The 11,811-nt window shown below is 40.9% G+C and carries 10 protein-coding genes; 5 read left to right on the top strand and 5 right to left on the bottom strand.

Features of this window, described 5'->3' with window-relative positions; translation table 11 throughout:
• Window positions 1-310 precede the first annotated feature (310 nt).
• Together EJ103_RS18605 and EJ103_RS18600 are read right to left on the bottom strand one after the other, a co-directional pair.
• Window positions 311-793 carry a putative 4-hydroxy-4-methyl-2-oxoglutarate aldolase gene (locus EJ103_RS18605; RefSeq protein WP_126009280.1) on the bottom strand — a complete coding sequence of 161 codons (483 nt, stop codon included), beginning with the start codon at window positions 791-793 and terminating at the stop codon, window positions 311-313.
• Between the two features lie 3 nt (window positions 794-796).
• Entirely contained in the window at window positions 797-1,450 is a 654-nt protein-coding gene (locus EJ103_RS18600) for a TetR/AcrR family transcriptional regulator (protein WP_024032802.1), read from the bottom strand.
• Window positions 1,451-1,625: 175 nt separating this feature from the next.
• Between EJ103_RS18600 and yddG the strand changes: the two genes are divergently transcribed.
• Complete coding sequence (gene yddG, locus EJ103_RS18595; RefSeq protein WP_126009279.1) at window positions 1,626-2,546, top strand: aromatic amino acid DMT transporter YddG; 921 nt, start codon at window positions 1,626-1,628, stop codon at window positions 2,544-2,546.
• A gap of 20 nt (window positions 2,547-2,566) precedes the next feature.
• Here the strand turns inward: yddG and EJ103_RS18590 are convergent, their stop codons facing one another.
• The 3 genes from EJ103_RS18590 to EJ103_RS18580 all read right to left on the bottom strand — a co-directional run bounded on the left by EJ103_RS18590 (window position 2,567) and on the right by EJ103_RS18580 (window position 5,925).
• Window positions 2,567-3,433 carry an alpha/beta fold hydrolase gene (locus EJ103_RS18590; protein ID WP_126009277.1) on the bottom strand — a complete coding sequence of 289 codons (867 nt, stop codon included), beginning with the start codon at window positions 3,431-3,433 and terminating at the stop codon, window positions 2,567-2,569.
• Between the two features lie 391 nt (window positions 3,434-3,824).
• Window positions 3,825-4,319, bottom strand: coding sequence for an ankyrin repeat domain-containing protein (locus EJ103_RS18585; RefSeq protein ID WP_126009275.1), 495 nt, complete (start codon window positions 4,317-4,319; stop codon window positions 3,825-3,827).
• 67 nt (window positions 4,320-4,386) lie between these two features.
• Window positions 4,387-5,925, bottom strand: a complete 1,539-nt coding sequence (locus tag EJ103_RS18580; RefSeq protein ID WP_004587093.1) for a catalase — start codon at window positions 5,923-5,925, stop codon at window positions 4,387-4,389.
• 373 nt (window positions 5,926-6,298) lie between these two features.
• On the opposite strand from EJ103_RS18580, the gene EJ103_RS18575 reads away from it, so the two are divergent.
• The 4 genes from EJ103_RS18575 to EJ103_RS18560 all read left to right on the top strand — a co-directional run bounded on the left by EJ103_RS18575 (window position 6,299) and on the right by EJ103_RS18560 (window position 11,554).
• Complete coding sequence (locus tag EJ103_RS18575; protein WP_126009273.1) at window positions 6,299-6,970, top strand: HAD family hydrolase; 672 nt, start codon at window positions 6,299-6,301, stop codon at window positions 6,968-6,970.
• Between the two features lie 382 nt (window positions 6,971-7,352).
• Window positions 7,353-9,074 (top strand): hypothetical protein, encoded by a 1,722-nt coding sequence (locus EJ103_RS18570; RefSeq protein WP_126009271.1) that lies wholly within the window; start codon window positions 7,353-7,355, stop codon window positions 9,072-9,074.
• Between the two features lie 36 nt (window positions 9,075-9,110).
• Complete coding sequence (locus tag EJ103_RS18565) at window positions 9,111-10,634, top strand: mannitol dehydrogenase family protein (protein ID WP_126009269.1); 1,524 nt, start codon at window positions 9,111-9,113, stop codon at window positions 10,632-10,634.
• 2 nt (window positions 10,635-10,636) lie between these two features.
• Complete coding sequence (locus tag EJ103_RS18560; protein ID WP_024032786.1) at window positions 10,637-11,554, top strand: carbohydrate kinase; 918 nt, start codon at window positions 10,637-10,639, stop codon at window positions 11,552-11,554.
• Window positions 11,555-11,811: the final 257 nt, after the last annotated feature.

Genomic DNA, 11,811 nt, shown 5'->3' with positions numbered 1-11,811 from the left:
TTATAATCAGATTTAGGGTGATTAAAAAGACGAATTAGTTATTATTATTTTTCAGCCCACTGCGTAACATCTTATTTTTATTTTACAGAGCCTGATCCGCTTTTTAATCGGTTAGCTATTATATTGCCTAAAAGCTAAGCAAAAGCAATGCCAAATGCAATAAAGTTGTCCGCTCGGTCAGGTTTTGTTTGGTTTGTATGGGGTTTAGCAGATATTTATAAAAATATAAGTATTAAATAAGGCGTAATTTAGAGGTGAAAACACACCAAGTTGGTGCGTGGTTGCACCAACTTGGTTGCAAGTGTAGCGTTTATAGTAATGCGTTAGGGCTAATAATTAAGCCATTTACATCGGCATATAGCCAATCGTTAGGGTTAATTGTGGTACTAAGCATGGTCACTGTTTGGTTTTTATCTCCAAAGCCACGCTTTAATGTACTGCGCGGGGTTGAGCCAAGTGCCATAACCGGCAAATCCATTGTGGCAAGTATTTCAATATCGCGGCAACAGCCGTTAATAATCACGCCTTCCCAGCCGTTTTTTAACGCGCGCTCCGCCATAATATCGCCTATAAAAGCAAAGCGTTTGCTAGCAAAGCCATCAATAACCAGTACTTTACCCTTGCCGTTTTCATGCAGTATGTCGGCGGCAAACGAGTTATCGTCTGGGCAGGTAACGGTAACTGCTTGGCCACTAAACGTGGTTTTTTTTCCAAAGTGGCGCAGGCCGCTGTCGGCTACTTGTACGTTATTGCGGTGATCGTCAAATAAGTCTGGGGTGGTAAAATTATCCATGGGTTAAGCCTCACTGTGCTCAGGTATTTTTAAACCAATACCTTTTAAAATTATGTGGGCAGTTGATTGCGTTATTTGTGCCACATCGGTTTCGTCGTATTCTAATTTGTTCATTACCAGTAGCACTTCGGCCTGAAAATCGGCGTAGTACTGCGTAGTTGACCAAATGGTGAATAATAAATGGTAAGGGTCAACATTATCCATTTTGTTTGCATCTATCCAGGCCTGAAACACGTCTACCTTTTGTTTTACCCACGGGCGTGTGTTGGTTCTAAAGTAGTTTTGCAAATAAGGAGCGCCGCGCAGTATTTCACTGGCAAATAAACGTGATTGCAGCGGCTGGTTTACGGCAAGTATGACTTTGCTTTTAATATAGTGATACAACACATGTGCAGGGTCGTCCTCAGGGGTTACGTTATCTAAGCCTAAGTTCCAGTGCGCGATAATGCGGTCTATTACGTTTTCGTATAGGCCGTCTTTGCTTTTAAAATAATATAAAATATTGGCCTTAGGAACGCCTGCTTCTTTGGCAACCATACTCATACTGGTGCCATCGTAACCAAGCTGAGAAAACAACTGCTCGGCGGCATCGAGTATTAATGTTTGGTTTTTTACTCGGGTGAGTTCTTTTTTATTTGGCTTTGTTTGTGTGCTCATTATGGCGATGCTGTTTTTAACGTGTTGAATGATTGTAACTTTACTGACCAAAAGGTCAAACACTTAAGTGCAGGCCAAAAACATCTTTATAACAATAAATGATGAGCAACAATTGTTTAACCCATTAATTACTGTTAGCGTAACGTCAAACATAAGTAGTACTTTTAGGTAGTTAATGGACTTTTTTTCTAATCATAAATACACGCTTTATGGCATTGCCGCTATTTTATTATGGAGTTGTTTAGTGGCTCTGCTCAGGGATGTTTCGGAGTTATTTGGCCCCATAGGTGGGGCGGCACTTATGTACAGTGTAAGCGCGCTGTTTTTAATTTTGGTAATGGGACGGCCCAAGTTTGCTGGGTTTAATAAGCGTTATATTATTTGGGGCACTGCTTTATTTGCACTTTACGAGGTGTGTTTAGCGCTGTTTGTAGGGCTTGCTAATAATCGCCACCAAGCGGTAGAAATGGCAGTTATAAATTATTTATGGCCCACACTTACCATTTTGCTCAGTATTATAGTTAACCGTAGTAAAGTAAGTATTTGGATTTACCCCGGTATGCTGCTCGCTTTTTTTGGTGTGGCTTGGTGCGTTGGTGGCGATAGTGGATTATCTCTTAATAGTATTATGGGCAATTTTGCCAGTAACCCAACGGCCTACTTGTTGGCGTTTGTAGCACCTTTTATTTGGTCTGTTTACTGTGTAATTACTCAAAAAAATAGCAATGGGCAAAATGCCATTGTGCTGTTTTTTATCGCCACGGCACTAAGCTTATGGGTGTTGTATGGATTAAGTGACGAGCCAAAAATGACCTTTACACTGCACGCGACCGTAACGCTTGTGTTAGCTGGTGTGGTTGTTGGCAGCGGGTATGCTCTTTGGAACCAAGCTATTATTGGCGGTAACTTAATGTTGCTTGGTACGCTTTCGTATTTTACGCCGGTTTTTTCGGCGATTATTTCGGCGCTTTATTTATCAATTACCCTCAGCGCCTCGTTTTGGCAAGGAGTAATAATGGTAACTGGCGGCTCACTCGTGTGCTATTTCGTAACGCGTGAAAAACCAGTTAAAAAGCAAATTAACGCCGTAAACTAACGGTGTAAACGCATCCTTTTTTAACTGTGTTTGTTTAGCCAGTTAAGCGCAAGTGGCCATAATCCGTCAGATTTTTTGCTAAAAAATTTCATATGGCCAATTTCCTTCAAACCATAGTCGTGTGGGTTTAAGGTTAGGGTTTGTGCTTTTAATTTAGGAAAAACCGAGAGCATATCGGCAACATTTGCATTGTTAGCAATATCGTCATCGGTAGCATTAACCCATATTGAGGGCATAGAAAGCGTGTTGTAACAGTGTTGAAATACGGTATCACCAAATGCTGATTGCACATACCCTTGGGCGTTACACCATTTTCGCCATTGTTTAGCTACGCCTTTAGGTAGGGGTTCGCCCATGCCAAACCACTGCGATTTAGTATGACCAAACAAGGCATTACTAAGGGGTATAACTCCATTCATAAAAAAGTGCGCTTTAACCTGGTACACTAAGCTCATATTAGTTAATTTACCTGACGAGCAAGCAAAATTAAACGCGGAGCTTAGCTCGTTAGCGTTATGCATTAGCCCCACTAATTGCCCGCCGGCGCTATGACCCACTAAATGATATTGCGTATTAGGAAATACCCTTTGCAAATGCTCAAGTACCGCAGGCATGTCTTGCTCACCCCAACTTTGTAAACTGGCTTTGCTTTTTTTAATACTACGGTTAAGCGATTGGCCAATGCCACTGTTATCAAACGTAATAACGCCAAAGCCATGTTGCTGTAAGTAAGTAGCAAAGTTTGCATAAAACTGCTGCTTTATACCGGTTGCAGGGGCAATCATCACCGCACCTTTAATAGGGCTGGTGGGTGTAAATACACGGGCGCTTAGGGTTTGCCTGTTATTACAGGTAATAGTGGTGTGCTCAAAGTGTGGTGCGGTCATTAGAATTATTATTTCCCATATAAAGTACACAGGTAAAAATAATAGCTGGTTAGACCAGTCTCGGCAAGAGGGGAAAGCATTGTTTATACCAACCCTATCAAGTATATGTTCTAAATTTTACGTCGAATAAACAATTCAGTTTAGGTGTAAATTGCTGTAAATAGTTGCTCACTTGACGCTAATTACAACAAAGAAATGCGTTGTTTTAGTAAATGAAATAGATCAGCTATTTATTGGCGTTGGTATTAAACCACGCCCCAGATTAAATGGGGCGAGAGGAAGGTTTAAATAACTAAAGGGTACTACTTATTTTGCTAAAGCCGTGTTATTGGCTGCTAATGTAGCCTTATTGTCACTAACAATAACGGGCTAGGGGGTAATTAAAAGTTGGTTAATTAGATTTACTGTTGACCTGTGCTAATAAGTCGAGCACTTTTTGTTGGCCAAATTTTTGTGCAAATTGCTCGGCTGTTTGACCGGCTTTGTTTTGATGTGCGTTATCGCAATCAAGGCCTACAAGTGTTTTAGCTATGCTAAATTCGCCTCTAAATATGGCAGCCATTAGGGCTGTGTTACCGCGGTTATCTTCTAAACAGGCATTAGCGCCTAATTGCAATAAGGTGTTTACCGTATTTTTATTGCCGTGGTAGGTGGCAATCATTAGCGCGGTGTAACCTTTGTTGTTGTAACTATTAATAGGAATGCCAGCATCAACAAATTGCGTTATAACGGCGGTGTCGTCGGTGCGTGCGGCTGCAAAGTAATAAGCAAGTAAGCTGTCGTATTGCGACTGGACGGTGCTTTGTTCCGTTACAGGGCTTTGTGGCTCATTGGCAAAGCTTGAAAAGCTCATCACTAAAGTAAATATAATAAGTAATTTACGCATACTGTTTACCTTTTTAAAAAAGAGGAAAGCCAGGCTTTCCTCAATAACTTACAGGTTGGGTAAAATATTAAAGCTTAGCGGCTAGTTGCTTAACTTGTTTCATGTCGCCGTTTACAGCGTTAGTTAAGCGTGTACCGTATTCGCTATCTGCTTTGTAGAAGTGGCTAAGCATTTTGTGCATAACTTTGCTGTCTTTCACTTTGCCTAAATCGCCGGCTAAGTTGTTAACTAAGTTAGTGCGCTCTTGCTTGCTAAAGCTGCGGTAAAGTACACCCGCTTGAGCAAAGTTTTGCTGCTTTTTAATTGCTGCTTGTTGTACGTAGCCTTTAAGCTCTGTGTTACTTCTGCGTGCAATTGGGTTTTCTGCAACGTTTTCGTGACTTGGTTGGTAGTTCACGTTACTTGTTGTATTACCGTAGTTCATTGCGCCGTCTTGGTTGTAGTTAACCACTTCAACTTTTGCACGGTTAATTGGCAATTGTTGGTGGTTAGCACCTAAGCGGTACATTTGCGTATCGGCGTAAGAGAAAACACGCCCTTGTAATAGTCTGTCTTCAGATGGCTCAATACCCGGAATTACATTTGCCGGTGCCATTGCAACTTGTTCTGTAGATTGGAAGAAGTTAGTTGGCATACGGTTTAGGGTCATGGTGCCTACTTTAGTTTCTTTAACGTCTAACCACATTTTTGTTGCATCTAATGGGTTGTAGTCAAAGTCATCTAACTGCGACGGATCAAGGGTTTTAATGTATAGATCCCACTTAGGGAAGTTGCCTTTACCAATCTCGCTGTATAGGTCGCGTGTTAAGTGTTGGAAGTCTTTACCTTGCACTTCGTTTACTTCTTTAGCATCAAGGTTGTCTATACCTTGTTGGCTTACCCAATGAAACTTAACGTATTTAACATCGCCTGACTTATTAATCATTTTGTAAGCATGTACGCCCCAGCCGTCCATTTTACGTAGGCTTGCTGGTGTACCGTAGTCGCTGTATACCCACGTTAACATGTGAGTAGAACCTGGCTCGTATGAGAAAAAGTCAAAAAAGCGGTTAGGATCTTGAATGTTATCTACCGGTGACGGCTTTAACGAGTGAACCATGTCTGGAAATTTAATCGCATCACGAATAAAGAATACCGGTAAGTTGTTACCTACTAAATCCCAGTTACCTTGGTCGGTGTAAAACTTAGTAGCAAAACCACGTGGGTCACGTAGTGTTTCTGGGCTACCTTTTGAGTGAATTACTGATGAAAAACGTACAAATACGTCAGTTTCTTTACCCGCTTCTGCAAACGGTGCAGCAATTGTTAAGTCATCTAATTCTTTAGACGCTACAAACACACCGTGTGCACCTGTACCACGCGCATGCACTACACGCTCAGGAATACGCTCACGTGCAAAACGTTGTAGCTTTTGAATTAGGTGTACGTCTTCAAGTAATACACTTCCGCGCTCACCTGCGGTAATCGAGTTTTGGTTGTCGCCAACAGCTGCGCCGTTGTCTTTAGTAAGGGTAGTTGCGGCACTTGCAGGTAATGCCATTGCTAAAGCTAATGCACTTAGCGTTAACGTAGATTTATTATTAATCGTGTTTTTTTGAGTATTCATTGTCGACCTCATCTGTATAAAAGTGCCGGCAGTGTTGCTGGCTGTTTAACTGTTAACGAGTGTATTAACAAAAGTAAGTTCGGTAAAATTGATTGTTTAGATTGGAGTAATCACAAATTTAGATTGTTGTTTGCGTGCTGCCTTCTATTTTCTAAATAGCGGTTTTGCAATGTTCGACCTTAGTCGTAATTGCAATTTTGAAATCAATGAAAATACAGACAATTTCATATTTAATGAATAAATATTCACCACTGTGGTGCGTTTTTCACTAACAAGATGTTGACTTATTATAACAATAAAGAGAATATGCTCACTTGCTGGGCTTATGCTCAAGTTAAGGTTGCACCAAACTAGGTGCATAAAAAGGGGCAATATGAATACTAAAATAGAATTAGTTATTTTTGATTGTGATGGCGTTGTTATAGATAGCGAAATATTAAGCGCGCAAGTGTTAATAAACATGCTTGCAGAGGTTGACGTTAATATTGACCGAGCCTATGTACAGCAATATTTTTTGGGCTGTAATTTTAAAACAGTTACCCAAAACTTATTCGATACCTTTAACGTGACCTTAGCTGAGAGCTTTGAAGCCGATTACCGAGAAGCATTATTAAACGAGTTCGAAACTGCATTAATGCCAACTAACGGCATTAAACACGTGCTAGAGCAATTATCTGTACCTTGCTGTATTGCAACAAGCAGTAGCCCTAAACGCACCGCTAAAGCGCTTAATGTGGTTAATTTATCGCAGCACTTTAATAAGGTATTTACCTCAAGTGAGGTAAAAAATGGTAAGCCCGCACCCGATTTATTTTTACATGCCGCTGAGCAAATGGGCGTAAAGCCACAAAATTGTTTAGTGATTGAAGATTCAAAAGCCGGCGTGTGCGCCGCTCTTGCCGCCAATATGCAGGTTTTGCATTACAGCGGGGGTGGGCATATGCAAGATGCAGTGAACTTTGTTCACCAAGCTTACCCAGAGGTAGCGCATTTAACGCATTGGGATGACTTTTATAAGCAGTACCCAGCATTACAAACACAGTAATAGAATATCAACGTTGAGCTTTATGACACTGACAAAGCTTAACGTAAAAATGCATTAATTATTAAGTAGTTATAGTAGTAGCATTATAAAAAGGCACGGTGATTTACTCACTATTAATTTAAATAAAAAACACTTATTTAAATTAATAGTTAACCTGAACTTTGGTTAAGAGATTTACTAACATATTAAATCAAAATTGATATCTATGTTTATTTTCTCTAGCCAGAGATTTACAGTGAAAACAAGGCGAAATTACGCGTCAATAGCTAGCCTATTGCAAGTAAATTTAACGTAGTTAGCGCTGGAAATAGCTGCTTAAGATAGATTTATTATCCAGAGTTCAGGTTAGTTAGGGCTGTGCTTAAAACAATAGGAAAATACCATGGCATCAAGTCCACACACACAAACATTTAACGATGTTAACGAAGAGCAATTGCCCGTTGCTAATCATAAGCTTCATGGTTGGAAGCACTTTGCCGGTTTATACGCTGGTGAACACGTTGCTGCAACCGAGTTTGTTATTGGTGCAACCTTTGTTGCATTAGGCGCATCGACCATCGACATTTTATTAGGTTTATTAATTGGTAACCTATTAGCTATGTGTTCGTGGTGGTTAATTACCTCTCCAATTGCGGTAGAAACACGCTTAAGTTTATACAACTACCTAAATAAAATTGCGGGTAACTCAATGACCAAGCTCTATAACTGGGCAAATGTGGTCATATTTAGTGTGATATCCGCCGCTATGATCACGGTATCGGCAACCGCAGTGCGGTTTTTGTTTGATATACCCGCGCAACTCGATTGGTACCCTAACAGCTTAGCATTTGTGGCCATTGTTTTATCGGTTGGCTCTATTGTTGTATTTGTGGCTATGTATGGTTTTTCAACCGTTGCTGATTTTTCTAAAATTTGTGCGCCATGGTTATTTGTTATTTTTATAGCGGGCTCGTTTGCCTTGTTCCCTGAGCTTTCTAATCATGTATTAGGAGTAACCACGCTAACAGGGTTTGATGACTTTATGGCGATAGGGGATTCTTCTATTTGGACCGGTACCACCGCTGATGGCGAAAAAGGTATTGGCTTATTAGAGGTTATTGGTTTTGCATGGGCTGCAAACTCTATTACCCACTTTGGCTTAATTGATATGGCAATTTTTAGATTTGCTAAACGCAAAAGCTACGGTTTGTTTTCAGGCGTAGGTATGTTTTTTGGCCATTACTTAGCATGGATCTCGGCCGGTATTATGGGCGCAGGTGTTGCGGTATTACTTAAAACAACTATTTCATCACTTGACCCAGGTGACGTTGCTTACCACGCATTAGGCTGGACAGGCTTTGTTATTGTAATTATTGCAGGCTGGACTACAGCTAACGCCAACCTTTACCGTGCAGGCCTTGCAGCACAATCTATTTTTGTTGACCAATCGCGCGAGCGCACTACAGCAATTGTCGGTGTTGTAACCGTTATAATTGCGTGTTTCCCGTTTGTATTTTCGCAAATGTTACCGCTTTTAACTTACGCAGGCTTATTAGTAGTACCTGTAGGCGGCATTGTATTTGCCGAGCATGTTTTATTTCCTAAAATTGGTTTAACCCGTTACTGGGCTAAATACAAAAACATTACACGTAGCGTACCAGCCATTGCCTCTTGGGCATTAGCACTTGTGTTTGGCTTTGGTTTAAATGCGATTGATGTAATGTCGTTTTACTACTTATTTATTCCTACTTGGATTTTCACCATTGTTATTTACACGCTACTGGCAAAAAAATACGGCGCAGGTGAAGACTACAGCAAAGAAATTGCAGCAGAAGAGCAAGAGCAGCAAGACATTAAAGAGTACCAAGCAGGACTTGCAGAAAACGTTCAAGCTCCAGTTGCTGATAACTCAATGCTAACCAAAGTGTTAAATGGCGTGTCGACTGTTTCGTTACTTATTATTTTTGGCTTTGCCAGCCAAGTAATGTTTTTTAGTGACAGCATGAGCATTTACGCAGGAAATAAATCTCAGTTTGAAATTGCATGTTTTATTTGCACCATTATTTATTTTGCAACCGCTTACTGGTCGCTATTGCGCCATAAAGCACTCAATACTGCATCTTAATTTAAATTTTTAATATTGTTTTAGTAAGGCCGCACCATGACGCAACACCAGCACACTGACGCTCTTGTTAAAGGGCTAAACCAACAAAGCTTGGCAGATATGCCAAGCCATGTAGATACACCAAACTACGACCGTAGTAAGCTAAAAGCGGGTATAGTTCATATTGGTGTGGGCGGCTTTCACCGTGCTCACCAAGCGGTGTACATTAACGAGCTATTAAAAACGCCAGGTGCTGAACAGTGGGGTATTTGTGGTGTTGGCTTATTAGAGGGTAACCGTGGTCTGCGCGATATTTTAAAGCAGCAAGACTACCTTTACACGCTAACGGTAAGACACCCAAACGGGCAAATAGATAACAAAGTTATTGGCTCTATGATTGACTTTTTGTTTGCTCCAGAGGACAAACAAGCGGTTATTAATAAGCTTGCGCACAGCGATACGCATATTGTGTCGTTAACCATTACCGAAGGCGGCTATAACTTTAACCCAGTTACGGGTGAGTTTGACTACTCAAACCCAGACATTATTAACGACATTAATAACCCGAACGACCCAATTACGGCGTTTGGCTACATTACTGCTGCGTTAAAGCTACGTAAAGAACAAGGCCTTGATGCGTTTACAGTACAGTCGTGCGATAACATTCAGCACAACGGTAATGTAACGCGTAAAATGCTACTTGCCTTTGCGGCCGAGCAAGATAAAGAACTAAGCGAGTGGATTGCTAATAACGTAACCTTCCCAAATGCAATGGTTGACCGTATTACGCCAGTATCTAAAAAGAGCGATATTGACTACGTTGTTGATGCCTACGGTGTTAGCGATGAATGGCCAATTACCTGTGAGTCGTTTTCACAATGGGTAATTGAAGACTCATTTTGTTGCGGACGCCCAGATTGGGATAGCGTTGGCGCACAATTTGTAAGTGACGTAACACCTTTTGAGACCATGAAAATACGCTTATTAAATGCAGGCCATTCGGTACTGGGTTTATTAGGCTCTGTACATGGCTACGGCACAATTGACGAAACAGTATCAGATCCTTTATTTGCTAAGTACTTACGTGCGTTTATGGATAGAGAAGTAACGCCTAACCTAGAGAAATTAGAAGGCATTGACCTTGAAATCTACAAAGACACGCTAATTGAGCGCTTTGCTAATCCAAACATTAAAGACAGCTTATCGCGCATTTGTTCAGAAAGCGCAGCAAAGCTACCTAAGTTTTTAATTGCCACTATTAACGAAAATCTAGCCCGTGGCCGTGATGTATCACTTGCGACCCTGGTTATTGCTGCATGGTGTTTTTACAGCGATAAAGGCGAAGATGAGCAAGGCAATAAGCTTGAAATAATCGATGCAATGCAAAGCGAGTTACATGAAGCCGCGGCTAAAACGGCGACTGATGACCTTGCATTTTTATCGCTAACTAGCTTATTTGGCGATTTAAACACGCAAAGTGCCTTTACGTCTCACTACAAAAACAATGTAGAAGCGCTATACGCACCGGCTAGCAAAATTAAAGCAATTATGAATAACGTGCTTGAGCCTAAAGGTAATTAATAATGAGCATTTTAATTGATTCTAAACAAGGTAAAGACGTAAGCGTAAGTTGCTTTGGCGAAGTACTATGGGATTGTTTTGCAAACGATAAACGCTTAGGCGGCGCGCCGCTTAACATGTGTGTGCGTATTAACTCACTGGGCATTAAAGCCGACATGATAAGCGCTGTAGGTAACGATGAACTGGGTACTGAGCTACTAGGCGAAATTAAAAGCAAAGGCGTAAGCTGCGAATACATTGGCGTTAATAACGACAAAAAAACCAGCACAGTACAAGTTACCCTAGATAAAAGCGGCTCAGCCAGCTACGAAATAGTTGCCGACACTGCATGGGATAACATTGAGCTTACAGACTCACTTATTGAAAAAGTAAAAGCCAGTGATGTATTTGTATTTGGCAGCCTAATTGGCCGAAGCGAAGCTTCACTTGCTACATTAAACCAATTAGTTGATGTAGCTAACTTTAAAGTGTTTGACGTAAATTTACGTGCGCCACACTACACGTTAGACACATTAGTAGATTTAATGAATAAAGCCGACTTCATCAAATTAAACGATGAAGAGCTTTATGAAATTGCCAAAGCAATGGGCTGTAAGTTCCATTCACTTGAGCAAAACTTAGCGTTTATTGCACAGCAAACTAACACTGAATACTTATGTGTAACTAAAGGCAGCCACGGTGCACTACTAACCATAAAAGGCGAAAATTACTATAACTCAGGTTATTTAATTAGCGTTGTGGATACAGTAGGCGCGGGGGATTCGTTTTTAGGGTCGTTAATTTATCAGCTTTGTAGTAGCGATTGTGCACAACATGCTGTTGATTTTGCGTGTGCAGTAGGTGCTATGGTGGCCGAAAGTGCCGGTGCTACACCTACACTTACTCATGAACAAATTAACGAGTTTATGAGCCCAGCGTAACGTAAAAAATCACAGTTACACCCAATCATTGTGTGTGTAAGCGGCTTTACTTTTATAGTAAAGCCGCTTTTTTTTGCTTTAATTTTTATTAATGAAGCCGTTTAGATTAAGTGTTGAGCAAGGTGCATAAAAAGTAACTCAAATAGGGTCTGTTGACCTTTGCAGTTTGAAATTTGTTCAAACTAGGGGCGGTTTAATCGCGGCGCGAGGTTTGTAACCTAGTGGGCTCGGTAACTGCTCCTGCGTTACCCTACTGG

This window comes from Pseudoalteromonas sp. Xi13, from assembly GCF_003952205.1.
In the GTDB taxonomy this organism is placed as follows: Bacteria; Pseudomonadota; Gammaproteobacteria; order Enterobacterales; family Alteromonadaceae; genus Pseudoalteromonas; species Pseudoalteromonas atlantica.
This window is presented reverse-complemented; position numbering and strand designations above follow the sequence as displayed.

Bases quoted from the DNA above. Each gene is read 5' to 3' on its own strand.
- EJ103_RS18605 (WP_126009280.1), bottom strand. From the start codon at position 793: ATGGATAATTTTACCACCCCAGACTTATTTGACGATCACCGCAATAAC.
- EJ103_RS18575 (WP_126009273.1), top strand. From the start codon at position 6,299: ATGAATACTAAAATAGAATTAGTTATTTTTGATTGTGATGGCGTTGTT.
- EJ103_RS18600 (WP_024032802.1), bottom strand. From the start codon at position 1,450: ATGAGCACACAAACAAAGCCAAATAAAAAAGAACTCACCCGAGTAAAA.
- EJ103_RS18580 (WP_004587093.1), bottom strand. From the start codon at position 5,925: ATGAATACTCAAAAAAACACGATTAATAATAAATCTACGTTAACGCTA.
- yddG (WP_126009279.1), top strand. From the start codon at position 1,626: ATGGACTTTTTTTCTAATCATAAATACACGCTTTATGGCATTGCCGCT.
- EJ103_RS18560 (WP_024032786.1), top strand. From the start codon at position 10,637: ATGAGCATTTTAATTGATTCTAAACAAGGTAAAGACGTAAGCGTAAGT.
- EJ103_RS18565 (WP_126009269.1), top strand. From the start codon at position 9,111: ATGACGCAACACCAGCACACTGACGCTCTTGTTAAAGGGCTAAACCAA.
- EJ103_RS18585 (WP_126009275.1), bottom strand. From the start codon at position 4,319: ATGCGTAAATTACTTATTATATTTACTTTAGTGATGAGCTTTTCAAGC.
- EJ103_RS18590 (WP_126009277.1), bottom strand. From the start codon at position 3,433: ATGACCGCACCACACTTTGAGCACACCACTATTACCTGTAATAACAGG.
- EJ103_RS18570 (WP_126009271.1), top strand. From the start codon at position 7,353: ATGGCATCAAGTCCACACACACAAACATTTAACGATGTTAACGAAGAG.